The sequence below is a fragment of the Streptomyces sp. JLSY215 genome (assembly GCF_059682825.1).
Genome location: NZ_CM185022.1, coordinates 2,684,922 through 2,700,884, shown reverse-complemented (window position 1 = coordinate 2,700,884; position 15,963 = coordinate 2,684,922). Strand labels below are relative to the sequence as shown.

General features: G+C 71.5%; 19 protein-coding genes, 1 tRNA gene, 1 pseudogene and 1 riboswitch. Of the genes and pseudogenes, 10 read left to right on the top strand and 11 right to left on the bottom strand.

The genetic code is table 11. From position 1 onward, the window contains the following. The first annotated feature begins 125 nt into the window (after positions 1–125). Positions 126–200 (top strand) — tRNA-Val (locus AC5677_RS12100). An 84-nt stretch (positions 201–284) separates the two neighbouring features. Here the strand turns inward: AC5677_RS12100 and AC5677_RS12095 are convergent. Beyond that, a pseudogene (locus tag AC5677_RS12095) lies at positions 285–514 on the bottom strand (hypothetical protein); the annotation flags it as partial. Between the two features lie 301 nt (positions 515–815). On the opposite strand from AC5677_RS12095, the gene AC5677_RS12090 reads away from it, so the two are divergent. Then, positions 816–1,037, top strand: coding sequence for a hypothetical protein (locus tag AC5677_RS12090; RefSeq protein ID WP_497195039.1), 222 nt, complete (start codon positions 816–818; stop codon positions 1,035–1,037). Between the two features lie 474 nt (positions 1,038–1,511). Here the strand turns inward: AC5677_RS12090 and AC5677_RS12085 are convergent, their stop codons facing one another. Continuing rightward, entirely contained in the window at positions 1,512–2,243 is a 732-nt protein-coding gene (locus tag AC5677_RS12085; protein ID WP_497195038.1) for a glycosyltransferase family 2 protein, read from the bottom strand. 238 nt (positions 2,244–2,481) lie between these two features. Here AC5677_RS12085 and AC5677_RS12080 point away from each other — a divergent pair, with 238 nt between their 5' ends. Then, positions 2,482–2,676, top strand: a complete 195-nt coding sequence (locus AC5677_RS12080) for a hypothetical protein (protein ID WP_497195037.1) — start codon at positions 2,482–2,484, stop codon at positions 2,674–2,676. A gap of 12 nt (positions 2,677–2,688) precedes the next feature. Then, the gene (locus AC5677_RS12075; protein ID WP_497195036.1) at positions 2,689–3,024 is read left to right on the top strand and encodes a hypothetical protein; all 336 of its coding nucleotides are present in this window, start codon (positions 2,689–2,691) and stop codon (positions 3,022–3,024) included. Positions 3,025–3,060: 36 nt separating this feature from the next. Here AC5677_RS12075 and AC5677_RS12070 read toward each other — a convergent pair whose 3' ends face one another. Then, positions 3,061–4,515, bottom strand: coding sequence for a hypothetical protein (locus tag AC5677_RS12070; protein WP_497195035.1), 1,455 nt, complete (start codon positions 4,513–4,515; stop codon positions 3,061–3,063). A gap of 399 nt (positions 4,516–4,914) precedes the next feature. On the opposite strand from AC5677_RS12070, the gene AC5677_RS12065 reads away from it, so the two are divergent. Further along, complete coding sequence (locus tag AC5677_RS12065) at positions 4,915–5,445, top strand: hypothetical protein (RefSeq protein WP_497195034.1); 531 nt, start codon at positions 4,915–4,917, stop codon at positions 5,443–5,445. 123 nt (positions 5,446–5,568) lie between these two features. Here the strand turns inward: AC5677_RS12065 and AC5677_RS12060 are convergent, their stop codons facing one another. After that, on the bottom strand, positions 5,569–6,165 hold the full coding sequence (locus tag AC5677_RS12060) for a hypothetical protein (RefSeq protein ID WP_497195033.1): 597 nt from the start codon (positions 6,163–6,165) through the stop codon (positions 5,569–5,571). A gap of 206 nt (positions 6,166–6,371) precedes the next feature. On the opposite strand from AC5677_RS12060, the gene AC5677_RS12055 reads away from it, so the two are divergent. Together AC5677_RS12055 and AC5677_RS12050 are read left to right on the top strand one after the other, a co-directional pair. Then, positions 6,372–6,923, top strand: coding sequence for a DoxX family membrane protein (locus AC5677_RS12055; protein WP_497195032.1), 552 nt, complete (start codon positions 6,372–6,374; stop codon positions 6,921–6,923). 197 nt (positions 6,924–7,120) lie between these two features. Next, entirely contained in the window at positions 7,121–7,621 is a 501-nt protein-coding gene (locus tag AC5677_RS12050) for a VOC family protein (RefSeq protein WP_497195031.1), read from the top strand. A 63-nt stretch (positions 7,622–7,684) separates the two neighbouring features. Here AC5677_RS12050 and nicT read toward each other — a convergent pair whose 3' ends face one another. From nicT to AC5677_RS12035, 3 genes are all read right to left on the bottom strand, one after another. Next, the gene (nicT, locus tag AC5677_RS12045; RefSeq protein ID WP_497196592.1) at positions 7,685–8,794 is read right to left on the bottom strand and encodes a Nickel transporter NicT; all 1,110 of its coding nucleotides are present in this window, start codon (positions 8,792–8,794) and stop codon (positions 7,685–7,687) included. 31 nt (positions 8,795–8,825) lie between these two features. Beyond that, positions 8,826–9,072: riboswitch (cobalamin riboswitch) on the bottom strand. Positions 9,073–9,119: 47 nt separating this feature from the next. Then, positions 9,120–9,968, bottom strand: coding sequence for an alpha/beta fold hydrolase (locus AC5677_RS12040; protein WP_497195030.1), 849 nt, complete (start codon positions 9,966–9,968; stop codon positions 9,120–9,122). 97 nt (positions 9,969–10,065) lie between these two features. Next, complete coding sequence (locus AC5677_RS12035; RefSeq protein ID WP_497195029.1) at positions 10,066–10,617, bottom strand: MarR family winged helix-turn-helix transcriptional regulator; 552 nt, start codon at positions 10,615–10,617, stop codon at positions 10,066–10,068. Positions 10,618–10,715: 98 nt separating this feature from the next. Here AC5677_RS12035 and AC5677_RS12030 point away from each other — a divergent pair, with 98 nt between their 5' ends. Further along, a complete protein-coding gene (locus AC5677_RS12030; RefSeq protein WP_497195028.1) occupies positions 10,716–11,117 on the top strand; it encodes a hypothetical protein in 402 nt (133 codons plus the stop codon). On the opposite strand, the gene AC5677_RS12025 is transcribed toward AC5677_RS12030, so the two are convergent. Then, on the bottom strand, positions 11,080–11,736 hold the full coding sequence (locus tag AC5677_RS12025) for a nucleoside/nucleotide kinase family protein (protein WP_497195027.1): 657 nt from the start codon (positions 11,734–11,736) through the stop codon (positions 11,080–11,082). The genes AC5677_RS12030 and AC5677_RS12025 overlap by 38 nt on opposite strands. A 46-nt stretch (positions 11,737–11,782) precedes the next feature. Next, the gene (locus AC5677_RS12020) at positions 11,783–12,268 is read right to left on the bottom strand and encodes a cupin domain-containing protein (RefSeq protein ID WP_497195026.1); all 486 of its coding nucleotides are present in this window, start codon (positions 12,266–12,268) and stop codon (positions 11,783–11,785) included. 117 nt (positions 12,269–12,385) lie between these two features. On the opposite strand from AC5677_RS12020, the gene AC5677_RS12015 reads away from it, so the two are divergent. After that, the gene (locus tag AC5677_RS12015) at positions 12,386–12,967 is read left to right on the top strand and encodes a TetR/AcrR family transcriptional regulator (RefSeq protein WP_497195025.1); all 582 of its coding nucleotides are present in this window, start codon (positions 12,386–12,388) and stop codon (positions 12,965–12,967) included. A gap of 70 nt (positions 12,968–13,037) precedes the next feature. Here the strand turns inward: AC5677_RS12015 and AC5677_RS12010 are convergent, their stop codons facing one another. After that, positions 13,038–14,201: a methyltransferase gene (locus tag AC5677_RS12010; RefSeq protein ID WP_497195024.1), complete on the bottom strand. Its 1,164-nt coding sequence runs from the start codon at positions 14,199–14,201 to the stop codon at positions 13,038–13,040. Positions 14,202–14,395: 194 nt separating this feature from the next. On the opposite strand from AC5677_RS12010, the gene AC5677_RS12005 reads away from it, so the two are divergent. After that, positions 14,396–15,298, top strand: a complete 903-nt coding sequence (locus AC5677_RS12005) for a universal stress protein (RefSeq protein ID WP_497195023.1) — start codon at positions 14,396–14,398, stop codon at positions 15,296–15,298. 43 nt (positions 15,299–15,341) lie between these two features. Here AC5677_RS12005 and AC5677_RS12000 read toward each other — a convergent pair whose 3' ends face one another. Then, a complete protein-coding gene (locus AC5677_RS12000) occupies positions 15,342–15,914 on the bottom strand; it encodes a GNAT family N-acetyltransferase (RefSeq protein WP_497195022.1) in 573 nt (190 codons plus the stop codon). Between the last annotated feature and the right edge of the window lie 49 nt (positions 15,915–15,963).

The window sequence follows — 15,963 nt, the reverse complement described above, 5'->3', positions numbered from 1 at the left end:
TTCGCCCCAGAACCGACTGTCATTCTCCCACTCCACGGAAACGAACACACCGGCCGGTAAGTTCGCAGTTCGAGCATGGGTTTGCAGTGCAGCCCCGTCGGCAAGGTAGTCTGTCGGCTCGGCAAGGGCGCATAGCTCAGCGGTAGAGCGCTGCTCTTACAAAGCAGATGTCACAGGTTCAAATCCTGTTGTGCCCACCAGTGCGAAGACCCCCCGTTGATCATGACGGGGGGTCTTCGGCATCCAGGTCTGACATCAGGGGCGTCGGCCAGCCGGTCACCCGGTCAGCCGGCCGCGGGCCGTCTCTTGAGCGGGCCGGTCCAGGTGGCTCACGGCCTCAGGCTGCGTGTCCTGCACGACGACGTGCAGGTACGCGTTCATGTTTCATCTTCATCTTCATCGTGATCGCGATCCGGCTGTGCCCGGGGATCTCCATCACTCCGCGCGGAGCGACGCCGGCGGCGGTCGGCGGCGTCGCGCATCCGCTGCCACCGGAGCGGTGCGAGGCAGCATGGCTGAGGGGGAGCTATCTGCTGCCGTTCGATGTGGCTCGGCCCGTCATGGGCGCTCCGTTCGGCGCGCCGCCGTCGTGGCGAACCCGGCGTGCATCCGTGTGTCAGATGCAGGGGAACGGCGGGAATTGCGGCCACCGGCAGTGAGGCGGGCAGATCGGAGCCGAAGGTAAGAAAACCCAGCTCAGGCGACCAGTCCAGCTACCTCGCTCGCAGAGCGGTTGCTGCCGTCCGGGGCGGTGCCGAGCTTCGGAGGTGGACGGCCACAGCCAACGGGATGCATGTAGGCGCATACTGGGGGCAATGACAAAGCCCGCTGCATCGAAGCGTCATTTGCCTACCAGCCCCTTCAAGGCCCCGGTCACGGCGGCTCCCAAGCACTTCGCCATGGGTGACCAGGTCACACACGACATGTACGGCCTCGGCCGGGTGATCGGCATCGAGGACGGAATCGCGGCGCTCGTGGATTTCGGCTCGGCGCAAATGCGGATCTTGAGCCCGTACGCCAAGATGACCAAGCTGTAGGACCGTCGTGCCCGGTCACGGCATGCCAGGCCCCTTCGGGGACCTGTAACGAAAGGAAGGTCTCTCATCGATCTGACGTCGCTGTTCTCCGCCGTGGAAGGGCAACCCCGCTGCTCCACCGCAGCATCGCCGCCTCCGACGACAAATCCCTTCCAGGCCCCGGACTTCGGGGAAGACGAGACCTTCCTGCCCGAGGAGGTAACGGGGCCCGCCTCGTAATGCCCGGGGGAGCCTGCTGCGCTGTACAGCAGCGAAGTACAGCGGGCGCGGCGGCTTCAAGTGGCTGTCGTCACCTCTGCCCTCTGCCAATACGCCCCCGTGGAGATCGCTCCACGGGGGCGTCGACGGTAGATCGTGACGGCGGTCCCTGCTCCGGACGCCCCCGCCGTCGCCGCAGAGCCGATCCATGTGTCCCATCGCCTCTCGCCGCGCGCACTCCGACGCGTGGGGGTGGACGTTCATGGTCACTGCGGTCTATTGCCACTTCCACCCCGACTCGCGCAGGGCACTGGCGCGTTGAATGAGTGCGTCGGTCCGGGTGGCCGCGTCGGCCGGATCCCAGTAGTGATGCGACGCCGTCGTCTGGCTGGGATGCTTGCGGTACAAGACGCTCGGCTCCGCTATGAACTCACCGGGGGCCACGGCTTCCGCGGCGAGGAGCAGAGCAACCGTCTCGGCTCCGGTCAGCGCCTGCCAGCCGCCCAGCGTGACCACCAGGCGGCGGTGAGCGGCGAATGTGGTCGCCTGGACGGACAGACGGTCCTCCAGCACCTCGCGGTAGAAGCGGGCGGGCTCCAAGGGGCCACCCGGAGGGTCGTAGGGACCCGGCGCAGTGCTCCCGTCCTCGTGGAGGTCGACGCAGGCGGATACACACCACGGAACGCGTTCCAGGGCCTCGATGTCCCGCTCCAGCGCGCCCGGCAGCAGCACATCATCCGCGTCCAGGGTCCGAATCAGGTCTCCTGTCGCGCGCGCGAGGGCGTGTGTACGTGTCACCGCTATACGCGCTTGCAGCCCTGTCCCGTAGGTGACCCTGGGGTCGGTGGGCAGGCTGTTCGCAGGGATGCCGGAGGTGCCGTCCTCCTGTATGCACCATTCCCACTGCCAGTCGTCCGGGAGCTTTTGGTCACGCAGGGATTCATAGGTGTCACCTATGAAGTGGTGGCCGCCGTTGTGCACAGCGGTGATGACGCTGATGGTCCGCATCGAATGGATCCTGACAGGGGGATTGGCTTTTCGGGATCATGACATGAGTCAATGGCCAAGGCTTTACTGTCGGCGCCCAGCGGGTCTCGCACGAGCCGGGAACTCGCGGCTCTCGGGAACTCGCGGCTCCGGGAGAGAGGCTCTCGCCGACTCCATCCACTCCGCTGACGGCAGTAGTTGACGAGACCGGGCCTGCGCCCAGTGCCCTTTGATGTGGGCGGTCGCCTAGCCTGTGGCCATGGATCAGGTGGAGGACGGTCGGCTGTCGGACGAGGAGTTCAAGGAGTTCCGCAGCTTCTTGAAGAGGTTCTGCTCCCACGATCTGGATCAGTGGGAGGCATTGCAGACCGCCACTCCTTCCGGTCCGGTCTACGTCACCATGTCCAGAAGCCTTCCGCCGGGCACCGACCCGAGCGCCTTCCGCTCGATCTGAACGGCGGCGAGTGTGTCCGTAAGGCTTCCGCAGTGTCCGCGCTGCGCTCAGGACTGGGTTCATCCCTACCGGTTCAAGGACGACGGGGCGGCCTTCTCGCTGTGCACGGAATGCGACTCCTTCTGGTGGCCGCATGAGGACCTGGAGATCTCCACCGCACGCTTCCTCGATGACGTGGTGGCCGCGCGGCTCGGGGTGCACGGCAACCCCTGGTCAACTCGGGTCTGGGCCGATGTCATCGAGCCGGCCGGGGCGGACGCCACGGGTGCATGTACCGGCGTACTCCACGCACTCCACCTGCGGCGGAACCCGCCAGCGTCACCGCCACCGCCACCCGGCCTCGGCTGAGCCGAAGCCGGGTGGCGGTCGGAAGTCTCGTCCGTCTCAGGGGCGTTTCGTGCCGGTGCGCACCGCGCCCTTGCCGCTCGCGAGCTTCCACTCGCGGTTCAACGGGCCGAGCGGAATGCTGCGCTCGAAGATCGGCGTGCCGAAGATGTCCAGATGCGCCCGGAGCGCGCCGGACAGATCGATCCCGCCGAACGCCGCCCACTTGCCGGCCGCCGAAGCCGTACCGTCCGAGGAGCCCGTGGCCGTGCCCGCCACCTCGGCACGCAGGTACGGGGCCACCGTGCCGGTGACGCCCACGGTGCCGTAGAGGCCGACACTGGCTTCGGCGCCGAGGGCGGCCTTCACCGTGCCGGCGGCGGTCGCGGTCGCCGTCACCGGCGTTCCGTTCATGCGGGCCTTGGCGATCGGCGTCCAGCCCTTGGCCCGGTTGTACGAACCGCCGACCCGGAAGCCGCCCTTGACCGCCTGCTTGACGTCGACGCTGACCTTTCCGTCCGCGTCGATCTGGAGATAGCAGGTGAGGTCGAGGTTGACCACGACCGGCACCGCACCGACCTGGATGACGGGGTCGGCATGCAGCTTGGCGAACGGTATCCGCAGCGGTTTGCCGTCCGGAGTGGACGCCGCCGCCTGCCCCTTGAACTCCCACTGCGAGGACCAGTCGCCGGCCAGGCTCAGGGACGCCGTTCCCGGCGTGCCGGAGGTGAGGGCCCTGCCGTCGTAGGAGAAGTCGACCTCGGGGGCGAGTTGGACGAAGCCCGAGGCGGAGGCGTCGATGGAGCCGGCGGAGCCCTTCACCGTGGGGAGCGCGGCGCTGACGTCGACCCGCAGACTGCCCAGCGGCAGCCGCGCGCCCTCGGGCCCGAAGTGCACCCCGCCGGTCTTCGCCCAGGAGACCTTCACCTTCGGGGCGAGCGGCTCGACCTTCACCGCGGACGGGTCCACGGGCACCTGTCCCTTCGCCGTGGAACCGCCCAGCAGGGCGCCCAGGGTGGCGGGGGCGGTCTTGACCTCGGTGCCCTTCCCGGTCCTGCCCACCACCTCGGTGACCTTGGCCAGGACGCCCTGGGGCGCACCGGGAGCGGGGGCGCTGGCGATGACGTCCCCAACGGCGATGGGCGCCACCGGCTTTGGCGTCGTCGGCCTCGGCGTCGCTTCCTTGCGCTGCGGGGGAGTGGCGTCGTTCGGACCGGAGAGGACGGCCCGTCCGCTGCGCTTGTCGAACTCGGTGACCTTCAGCGACGACTTGGCCGCGGGCCGGCCGCTCGCCGCGGGTGTCGCCACCGCGCTGGGCGCGGCGGTGCCGGCGGGTGCCGCGGCCACGGCGAGCGGCGGCTGCGGGTCAGCGTTCCGGGTGGCGGCGGCCACCGGCTCCCTGTCGTCGGCCGGCCCCGCGGCGGAGGGCCCGGAGGAACCCGCCCCACACCCGGCGACGAGCAGGGACGCGGCGGTCAGTGCCGGTAAAGCGGCATACCTGGTGGTTTTGCGCACAGTTGGTTCCTCGGGGGCGTGATGTGGGGGCGGCCGGAGGGAGTCGACACTCGGGCCGATGCGTTACTCGCTAGTAACGATCGCCAAGATCGTGCCACGGGGCATGTGTCCGCTGAGCCAATGTGCCGGTCATGGAGAGATGATCTGGATCACATCAAAGGTTGTCATCCCGGGTAACGGGCGGATGTTGGCGCTTTGGGGGCGTCTTTCCGTCATCGGATGAAAGGGGGGAGGCAGCTCTCGCGCGATCCGTCCGAGGTCGCCGTCGGGACCCGCCCGCACACCGGTAGCCCTTCCGCCCACCCGCATCCGCACCCGCATCCGCGACGCCGCCTCCATGTCCCTGCCGCGTCGCGCGTGCTCGCCGTTCGTGGTGCCGGTGCTCGCTATGGTCCGTGCATGCAAGCAGGAGATATCGCCACATGGGCGGGCGTAGCGGTCACACTGCTCATTTCGCTCTGCGCCTGGACCGACTCGCGGCGGCAGGCCCGCATCGGTCAGGAGGCCAACGAGATCAGCCATCTGCAGGCGGAGGCGGCCGAGCGGCGGGCGAGTGCGGTGGAGGACGCCCTTTCCGCGGCGCTGCGCATTCTGGGGGAGCGGGCGCCGGGGCCCTCGCCGGAGTTGCCCGAATCCTGTGGCGGGGGGCGTGGTGAGGTGCGGTGGGAGGTGCGGCGCCACGGCAGGCACCGGTTCGTACTCCGGAATGTGGGCTCGGACACCGCATTCGCGGTCCGTATCGATCCCGATGGGCTGGGGGCGGGTGCGCGCAACCTCCCGCAGGACGCCACGGTCCGGCCCGCGGAGTCCGTGCAGTTCGTGCTGGCGGCGGGCTTCGGGCGCCGGCTTCCGGGCGAGGTGCGCGTCCGGTGGTACGGGGGCGGGCGCGGGGAGGCGCAGGCGCAGGTGGTGGCGGTGCCCGTCGGGTGACCCGCGCTTCCCTAGGAGCGGCATGGCCGCGGCTCGATCGCACGGCCCGTCGGCCGCTGCCCGGCGGGGATCGCCCCGTTCCCAGTAGGGACCACCCCGTGCCCGGCAGGGGCCGCCCCGTTCCTAGTAGGGACCGCCCCGGAAGAACGCACTCCCGCGCATGCGTGGCCGGTCGCCCCGCGGATGCGCGGCATCGGAGCGGTCGCTCGGTGCCGAGCGTTCGGCGAGAGCCCGCAACCTCTCCAGGCCTTGCAGGACTTGGGGGCGATTGCCGGCCCGCTTCATCCAGACCGGAAGCCGAGGGAACATCGCATGCGTCGGCGAAGCGGTGTGCTGCCGCAGTGTGGCGCTGACGTAAGCGGTCAGCTCGTCGATGTGCTTCTCGTTGTACGCCCACAGAATCCGCCCGGAGCAGCGCGTCTGCAGCCACAGGGGCCGGCGGAAGAACGGATCCTCGGTGCCGCCCATCGCCGCGCCCGCAAGTGCGGCGCCCTGCACCTCGGCCTCCCATGCGTCGGTGGCCCCGCACGCCGCGCACACGAGACGGCGCGGCATGAACATCAGCTCACTGAAGAACCGTGGCGCATCGAGGTCGAGCCTGGGTACGACGAGGGCGCGGCCCCCGCAGCGCGGGCAGACCACCAGCATGCGGTCCGCGAACTGCACCAGCCACCGTCCCATGTCGATGTGGCGCGCCGGACCGCTCGGCTCAGGCTTCATGGCGAGCACCATGGCACACCCGCGGCGCGGCGTTCGACGGACGGTCCTTGGGCGGTCTTCCTCCGCGGGGTGGTGTGGCTTGTTCGTGGTTGTTCGTGGTTGTCCCTCTCGGGGTCGGTGTGTATGGTCGGGCAATGATTTGAACTTTCAAGTAAATCTTGATGCTGTTCGGCCCGCCCGACCTCGACACGGGAAGAGCGCTCGCTATGACGTCCCCCCTCAGTACTCTCCAGACCCCCTTGCTCGGCGCCGAGACGCGCCCGGCCCCGTCCCCGCACGGCTACGACACCGGGCTTCTCCTGCTGCGCCTCGCGCTCGGGCTGACCATGGCCGCTCATGGGGCCCAGAAGCTGTTCGGCTGGTTCGGGGGCGGCGGGCTGACGGGGACCGGGCAGTTCTTCGCGATGAGCGGCTATCCGTCGGGGACGACGATGGCCCTGGTCGCGGGGCTGAGCGAGACGCTCGGCGGGCTCGGGCTGGGGCTCGGGCTGCTCACGCCGCTCGCGGGCGCGGCGGTCGTCGGCACGATGATCAACGCGCTCGCCGTGAAGTGGGGCGGCGGCTTCTTCGCGCCCAAGGGCGTGGAGTACGAGCTGCTGTTGACCGCGGGCGCGGCCGCGCTGGCGCTGACCGGCCCGGGCCGCTATGCCGCCGACCGTCTTCTGCCCGTGCTGCGCGCGCACCGGCTCGCCCATGGGGTGGTCGCGCTGGTGCTCGCCGTGGTGGTCGCCGGGGGCGTGCTGCTGGTCCGGAAGTAGCCCAGACCGGCCTGCAGAGGGGCGGGCCTGTCCGCCGAAGCCGGGATGCGCCGCGGCAGGGATGCGCGAAAGCGGCGGTCCACAGAAGTAGCGATGCGCGGAAGCCACGATCCGCGGTGGCAGTGATGCGCAGAAGTAGCAGAAGTAGTCGGGCCGTGGCGTCCTGAGGGCGCCGCGGCGGGAGTTGGGAGAGAGTCTTGTCCGTACGCCGTCTCAATCACGCGGTGCTCTACATCCGCGATGTAGCGCGGTCCGTCGCCTTCTATACCGAAGCCCTGGGGCTGACGCTGGACGTCGAGATACCCGGGCGTGCCGCCTTCCTCAGCGCGGCCGGCTCGCTCAACGACCACGACCTGGGGCTGTTCGCGGTGGGAGCGGACGCACCGGGCCCCGAGGCCGGCCGGGCCGGGCTCTACCACCTGGCCTGGGAGGTCGGCACGCTCGGCGAACTCGCCGCGACCGAGGAGCGGCTCGCGGCCCGCGGTGCGCTGGTCGGCGCCACCGACCACCTCGTCTCCAAGTCCCTGTACGCCAAGGACCCGGACGGCAACGAGTTCGAGGTGATGTGGCGGGTCCCGCGGGAGGAGTGGCCCGGCCCCGACGAGACGAACCGGCTGCGCCCGCTCGATCTTGCGGCGGAGCTCAAGCGCTGGGGGCCCGACCTGATGACCGGCGCGGCGGCCGGCTCGGCCACCTGACGGCCGCACGCAAGCGGGGGGCGTACGGCCGCCGGTGCCCGGCCATGACCGGTCGGGCACGCCCTAGGCGTCCGACGCCGCCCGCGCCGCCCAGCGCTTTTCGACGCCGGACAGGCGCCAGTACGCCAGCGCCGCCGCCCACACCACCACGAACAGGCCGACGATGACGAAGCCGACGTTGTCGAGGTCCAGGCCCGAAATCCAGCCGGTCACCGGGTCGTTGAGGGCCAGCTTGTCGTGCAGCACGGTCACCAGCTCGATGGTGCCGATGAAGAAGGCGACGGCGATCGACAGGCCCGTGATGGTGAGGTTGTAGTAGACCTTGCGCACCGGGTTGGAGAACGCCCACTGGTAGGCGAAGTTCATGAACGTGCCGTCGAGGGTGTCGAACAGGCTCATTCCGGCGGCGAACAGCAGCGGCAGGCACAGGACGGCGTACCAGGGCAGGCCGGCCGCGGCGCCGCTGCCCGCCATCACCATCAGCGTCACCTCGGTTGCGGTGTCGAAGCCGAGCCCGAAGAGGAAGCCGAGCGGGAACATCTGGCCGGGGCGGGATACCGCGCGGGTGAAGCGTCCCAGGATGCGGTTCATGAAGCCGCGCGAGTCGAGGCGCTGCTCCAGCTCGGCCTCGTCGTACTGGCCGTCGCGCATCCCGCGGAAGACCCGCCAGATCCCGGCCAGCGCGATGAGGTTGAGGGCGGCGATGATGTAGAGGAACGTCCCCGAGACGGTGGTGCCGATGGTGCCCAGGACCTGGTGGGTGCGGGACTCGTCGTTGAGCAGCGTGCCGGCCAGCTGGGCGCCGCCCGCGACCAGCGCGGCCATCGCGACGACCACGCTGGAGTGGCCCAGGGCGAACCAGAAGCCCACCGAGACCGGGCGCTTGCCGTCGGCCATCAGCTTGCGGGTGGTGTTGTCGATCGCGGCGATGTGGTCGGCGTCGAAGGCGTGCCGCATGCCGAGCGTGTACGCCGTGACGCCGAGCCCGACGCCGAAGACCTGGCTGCCGACGGAGTAGTGGTACGGGACGACGAGCAGGAACAGCACGCCGAACGCGACGACGTGCAGGCCGGCTATGACGGCCATCAGGCCCGCGGTGCGGACGGTGTCCTGCCGGCGCCAGCGGAACGCGGCGGTAGCAGGGGTGGTCGGGGTATCGGTGGACAGGGCCATCCGGCGGTCACGCTCCAGCACCTCGTGGATCAGTTCGTGAGATGCCGTGGCCGGTCTCCTGGCTTGGGGGTACCACCCTGCTCCATGAGAGCTTGGGGGAGGGTGAACGCTTCCGGTCCCGCCTTCCCGGCCGCGGGCTGCGGTCAGTGGCGCCGTAGGCGCGGCTGCGCATACGGATGGGCCGAAAACTCCCCGATCACAGTGGCGAGGGCCGCTCCGGACTGGGACCACAAGGTCCGTCACCGGTCTTCCCGAACACCACGGCACCGCCACTCTAACCGCCGCCTCCACTCGGCGCGGACGACGGCCCTCGGGGCCGGCGGCGTCAGCGCGGCAGGGAGGAGAGGAAGACGCGCAGCTCGTGGTCGAAGAGCGTGACGTTCTCCAGGTTGACCATATGGCCCGCGCCCGGTATCCGGACCCTGCGGGCGCCCGGGACGGCGCGGGTGATCGCATCGGCGTTGGCGGCGATGTCCGAGCTGTCGAGATCTCCGTCGAACACGACCGTCGGCACCCGTATCTCCGAGAGCCGGTCGGCGGCGCCCACCTCGATCGGCATGCCGGCGCCCACACCGTCGGCGTGCGCCTCGACCGTGGCCACCGCCGAGGCGCGCATCCGCTCGCGCAACCCGGGATGCACCTGGGACGGTTGGCGGTACGGGCCGTCCACCCACATCCGCAGGAAGTGCTCGACATAGCGCTCCTGGCCGTCCGGTGCGCCGATCGCCGCCACCTGCTCCTTGATGTGCGCCAGGACGAACGGGTCGGTGAAGGGCCGACCGCTGACGCCGGGGGCGGCGAGCGCCAGGGCGGCGACCCGCTCCGGATGGGCGATGGCGGTGTCGAGGGCGACCCGGGAGCCGTGCGAGAGACCGACGAGGATGGCACGGGGGACGTCGAGGGCGTCGAGCAGGGCGCACAGATCGTCGTGGTTGGCCCAGTCCCCGGTCACGGTGGAGGACAGGCCGTGGCCGCGGGAGTCATAACGGATGACGCGGTGGCCGGAGCCCACCAGCCAGGAGAACTGCTCGTCCCACATGCGCTGGTCGAGCATGCCGCCGTGCAGCAGTACCAGTGCCGGGCCCTCGCCTGCCGTTTCGTAGAACAGCTCGCCGCCCTTGATCGGCACGGTGCCGTTGTCGAGCTCGGACCATGCGGCGAACGGGTGGGTCATTCTCTCTGCACTCCCTTGGGTGAGCATGTGGTGGCGCGGTGGTGTGGTGGCGTGGAGTCCTCGGGCCGTTGAGCCTTTGGGCCCTGGGGCTCGGCGGCTAGGGGTGGTCTTCGGGCCGGTTGTCCTGGGTGTCCGCACTCTCCGGGGTACTGCGTGGGCCGTTCGCGAGGCGCCGGAACTCCTCGCCGAGGCGGTCGAGCACATGAAGCGTCGTGCTGACGTCGCCGGCCGAGAGGTCGGCCAGTCCGCGGCGCAGCTCGGCGGCCTCGAACTCCTGGATTCCGCGCATCACCTCGCCGCCCTCGGGGGTGAGCTCGATCAGCGACGAACGGCGGTGCGCGGGGTTGGGGGCCGTCACCACCAGGCCCAGCTCCGCCGCGTGGTTCACCCAGCGCTGCACCGGCTGCCGGTCGAGCCCCATCGTGCGGGCCAACTGCGGCACGGTCCGGGGGCCTTCGCTGCGCAGCGCGTCGAGGAGAGCGTGCTCACCGGCGGTCATGCCCGTGCCTTCCAGCTCCCGCTCCACCGCGCGCACGATCGTGCGGTGCAGGGGCCACAGGCGTCGTATGACGTCGTACAGCAGCTCTTCGGCGGTGGCCGGCCGGTCGCCGCCACCATCCCGCTGAACATCCCTCTCAACGACACTCATGATGTCATGATGACATCGAAGATGTCGTTTGGGAAGGGGCTTGGCGCGGAAGGATCCAGGCGAGGTGTCCGGTGGATTCAGCCTGGGAGGGACGGAAGATGACGGTGCGTCTGCTGCGCGCGGTGGGGGCGGCGACCGCGGTGTACGGGGTCGCGGTGGCGGCGCTGCCCGATCTGCTGGCCCGTCCCTCGGGGCTGGTCAACGACGACGGACGGAGCGAGCGGGCCACCCGGACCTCGCTGCGGCCGCTCGGCTGGCGTGATGCGGCGAGCGGGCTCGCGATGGCGCTGGCTCCCGAGGGGCCGGCGCTGCGCACGGCGGCGTATCTGCGCATCGCGGCGGATTTCGGGGACGCCGCGCTGCTCGCCGCGACCCTGCCGGGGCGCGAGCGGAAGGCGAAAGCGGTGGCCGTGTCGGTGGGGTGGGGTGCGCTGTCCGTCGTGGGTTTGCTGGGGGCGATGCCTAGTCGGCGTCGGGGAGGGGGGCTTCTTCGGGGGTGAAGGTGACGATGAGGTCGGCGCGGTCCCGGGTCGCCGCCACGGTGCGGGCATTGGCTTCGTCCGAGGTGCGGACGAAGCGTTCGGCGTCGGCGCGCGGGCGGCCGAAGCGTTCATGGCGGTCGACCAGGCGGCGGATGCGTTCCGGCGTGTCCAGGTCGACGTACCAGACCTCGTCGAGGAGGGCGCGGATACGGGACCAGGGTGCGGAGTCGAGAAGGAGGTAATTGCCCTCGGTGACGACAAGGGGGATATGGGGCGCCACGGGGATGCTCCCGGCGACCGGCTCCTCGATGCGGCGGTCGAAGGCCGGGGCGTAGACGGCGGTGTCGGGTTCCGGGGAGCGCAGCCGGGTCAGCAGCGCCGCGTACCCGGCGGGATCGAAGGTGTCGGGTGCGCCCTTGCGGTCGGTGCGGCCCAGGCGGTGCAGCTCCGCCTCGGCGAGATGGAAGCCGTCCATCGGGACGAGTACCGCCTGCCCCGCCAGCTCCGCCACCACGTGGGCGGCGAGGGTGGACTTGCCGGCGCCCGGCGGCCCCGTGATGCCGAGCAGGCTGCGCCGGCCGGGACGGGCGCCCGCGGCGAGCCGGCGGGCGCGGGGCAGGAGGTGCTGGGGATCCATGATGGGTCCATCGTGCCCGATGGGCGGCTCGTCGCAGGGCCGCGCGTCAGTCCTGGTACTCCATCCCGTACTTGGCGCCGATCTCATTGAGGCGGCCGAGGTCGGGGTGCCCGTCCTTCATGACCACCGGGCCCGCCTCGAACATGTCCTCCACGAACGCCTCCCAGCCGCCGGGTGAGGAGATCTGCAGGCAACGGGCGGGCGGCTGGGAGGCGTTGCGCAGGGCGTGCGGCACGCCGTGCGGCAGCAGGGTGCACATGCCGGGAGTCAGCCGGTGGGTCGCGCCCTCGATGTCGACCTCCATCTCGCCCTCGAGGATGTAGAGGAACTCGTCCGCGTGGTGATGGACGTGCGGCGGGATGTCGATGTCGAGCTGGGTCTCCAGGACGGAGAGCCGGCCCTCGGTCTCGTCCGCGCGGGCCTTGACGGCGAAGCCCGGCGGGAGGGGCACGCGCCCCGGTCGCCGTTCCCCGGCCGGCAGCACGAAAAAGCGCTCGGCGGGCCGCCTGGGTTCGTCTGTCTCGTTGCGCATGGTGATCGCTGATCCTCTCCGGAGGCGGAAGGGGCGTACGGGTACGGGCGGGGCAGAGACTGAAAGAGGAATCGGAATCCGATTCCATTTATGGAGCGTAGCAGTAGCATCGGCCCTGTGACAGCTTCCTCGCCCTCCTCCGCGCCGCAGCGCCGGCCGCGTGCCGACGCCGAGCGCAACCGCACCCGTGTGCTCGACGCCGCGCGCGAGGTGTTCCGGGCACGGGGTGACGAGGCGCAGATGCCCGAGGTCGCGCGTGCCGCCGGGGTCGGTGTCGGGACGGTCTACCGGCACTTCCCCAGCCGGGCGGCGCTGATCGCCGCCGTGGGGGAGCAACGGCAGGCGGAGATCGTGGAGTTCGGGCGTACGTCCTGTCTGCCGTGTGCGGAGGCGGCGGAAGGGCTGGCCGCCTACATCCGGCACATCGGCGAGGTGCTCAGCGCCGAACGCGGGCTGTCCGCGTCCATCGAGGCGGCCTTCGGGTCCACCGAGCCGACCGGGGAGGGGCGGGCGCGGGCCGAGGGGATCGCCGCCCAACTCCTCGCCCGCGGCAAGGAGGAGGGCACCGTACGGGCGGATGCCGAGGTCGCGGACGTGGTGATGATCGTGTGCGGGCTGGCCGCGGTGATCCGCAACGACGCCGGGGACTGGCGCCGCTATGTGCACAACGCGTGTGCGGGGCTGCGGAATCCGGGCTGAGGGGCCGACGAGCCGACGGGCTGAGGGGCCGACGGGCCCGTGCGGCCGACGGCCCCCGGCCCGTACGGTGTCAGCCCGCCGCGCCCAGCCGCCACAGGGACGTGACCTCGGCCGCGCGGGCGACGTACAGCGGGTCGGAGGTATCGCGGGCGCGGGGATGGCGCGGCGTGATGTCGAGCCGGTCCAGGACCGTGAGGCCGCCGCGGGCGAAGGCGTCGAGGAGCTCGGCGTGCGGCCGCAGGCCGAGGTGTTCGGCCAGGTCGGACAGGATCAGCCAGCCCTCGCCGCCCGGTGTCAGATGCTCCGCCAGGCCACCCAGGAAGCCGTGCAGCATCTGGTTGCCCGGGTCGTACACCGCGCGCTCCACCGGGGACGTCGGTTTGGCGGGCACCCACGGGGGGTTGCAGACGACCAGCGGGGCGCGCCCGGCCGGGAAGAGGTCGGCCTCGACCACCTCCACCTGCCCGGCGACACCCAGCCGTTCGGTGTTCTCGCGGGCGCACGCCAGCGCACGCGGATCCTGGTCGGTGGCCACCACCCGCCGCACGCCCCGCCGCGCCAGCACCGCGGCCAGGACGCCGGTGCCGGTGCCGATGTCGAACGCCAGCTCCCGGCCGGGCAGCGGCGCCTCGGCCACCAGGTCGACGTACTCGCCGCGGGCCGGTGAGAAGACCCCGTAGTGCGGATGGATCCGGTCGCCGCCGAGCGCCGGGATCTCGACGCCCTTCCGGCGCCATTCGTTGGCGCCGATGAGGGCGAGCAGTTCGCGCAGGGAGAGGACGGAGGCGGTGCCCGGGGCGTCGGGCGCCGCGGAGCCCGGGGCCGCCGGCGGGCCGTACGCCCCGGCGCAGGCCTCGCGGACATCCGGCGCGCGGTGCAGCGGGACGGCGTAGGACGCATCGAGCGGGATCAGCAGCATGCCCAGGATGCGGGCGCGCTGGTTCTGGGCGGCGCGGTGCAGATGGAAGGCCTGCGTGACGTCGGCGGGGGGCGTCTTGCGCGGGCGGCGGTCGATGCGCCGGGCCATCGCCGTCAGCAGCTGGCGGGCGTTGTGGAAATCGCCGCGCCACAGGAGCGCGGTGCCTTCGCAGGCGAGTTTGTAGGCGTCGTCGGCCTTCGTGCGGTCGTCGGCGATGACGATCCGGCGGGGCGGCGGGGAGCCGTTCTCGGAACGCCAACGGGCGGAGCGGGCCTCGTCGGCCTCGGTCCATTCGACGACCGGCGGAGAGTTCACCGAAATGTGCCTTGCGTGAGTGGTTCGGGCCCCGCGCTGCGCAGGGGGGATGGTCGACTTTACTCCGTGCCGGGCCCACATCGCCGTCCGCTGTCGTCGGCACCCGCGCGGGCGCAGCATGGAGAGAGGCGGACAAACAGGGCGCAGAGGACATGGCGCCGTCGCCGGAGATGCCGAACGTGATGGGGGTGTCCATGCCGGAGAGCGGGAGCCTGCCGGTCATTGTCGCGGTGGACGGATCGGTGGACAGCGAGCGGGCGTTGCGCTGGGCCGCGGAGGCGGCGCGGCTGCGGTCCGCGTCGCTGCAGGTGGTCCATGTCTGGCCGTATGTCACCGCCGAGCGGGTCGCCGACGACGACGGGACCGGGGATCCGGTGCTGGACGAGCTGCGCGCGCAGCCGCTGGCCTGGGGCCTGCCGGACGTGGAGTTCCGCAGCCTCAGCGGGCTGACCGACACCCAGCTGCCCGCGCTCGGTGCCGAGGCGCAGCTGCTCGTCCTGGGCTCGCGCGGGCGGGGCGGCTTCGCCAGCCTGCTGCTCGGCTCCAACGGTCTGGCCTGCGCCGCCCAGTCGGCCTGCCCGGTCGTGGTGGTGCCGCGCCCGGACCGGGGCGGCGCGCGGCGCGACGAGAACGGTGAGGCGGTGCCGCCGCCCTCCCCGCAGCTGACCCTCGGCGCGGACGCCTCCTCCGAGGAGCCCGGCGCGATCGGCTTCGCGCTCGCCGAGGCGAGCCGCCGCGGCGCCCGGCTCAAGGTCGTCTCCGGCTACTCCTGGCCGATGCTGATGCCGCCCGCGTTCGAGTACGTGACGGCGTACGAGACCACGCAGCGGGAGTACGAGGACGCGCTCGGTACGCAGCTGGCGGACGCGCTCGCCCCGCACCGCGCCCGCCACCCGGAGGTCGACGTCCAGGTGGAGCTGCGGAACGCGGACGCCGCCGGACAGTTGGTGGAGGCGTCCCGGGACAGCGATCTCGTGGTGGTCGCGCGGCGCCGCCGCAGGCTGCCGATCGGCCGGCGGCTGGGGACGGTGGCGCATGCCGTACTGCTGCACGCCGTCTGTCCGATCGCGGTCGTGCCGGAGGACCCGGCGGCGTAGGGGCGCCCGGGGATCCGGCCGGTGGGGGGCCGGGCGGCCGCCGTCAGTCGATGCCGAAGGCCGCCGCATAGCGGACCGTGCCGCGCGGGGGTGCGCTGCCGTCCAGGGAAAGCGCCATGAAGGCTTCGTCGGGCCACGGCTGCGGGGGCAGGACGCCGAAGCGGCTGACGGCCGGTACGAAGCCGAAGCGCGGGTAGTACGGCGGGTGGCCGAGCACGATCGCGGTGCGTTCCCCGGCGGCCCGCGCCGCCTCCAGCAGTGCCTGGATGACGGCACCGCCCGCACCCCGCTTCTGGTGCTCGGGCGCCACCGCGCACGGGGCGAGCGCCACCGCGGGGACATCGTCGACGTAGCAGCGCGTCAGCAGGGCGTGGGCGGCGACCGTGCCGTCCGGGGCGTCGGCGACGTACGACAGGCCCGGGAGCCAGGCCGTACCGTCGCGGCGCAGCGCATCGACGAGGTCCGCCTCGGCGGCCGTCTCGAACGCGGCGAGGTTGATGCGGCGGACGGCCGGTATGTCGGCGGAGGTCTCGGGGCGGGGCCGCCAGGGGCCGGTACGTCCGGTGTCGGTGCCGTCCGTCTCGTTCACATCGCTCGCTTCGTTCGCACTGCTCATGCGGACAAGCGTCGCATCAGGGTCCGGCAATGGGCCACGCGTTTTCCGA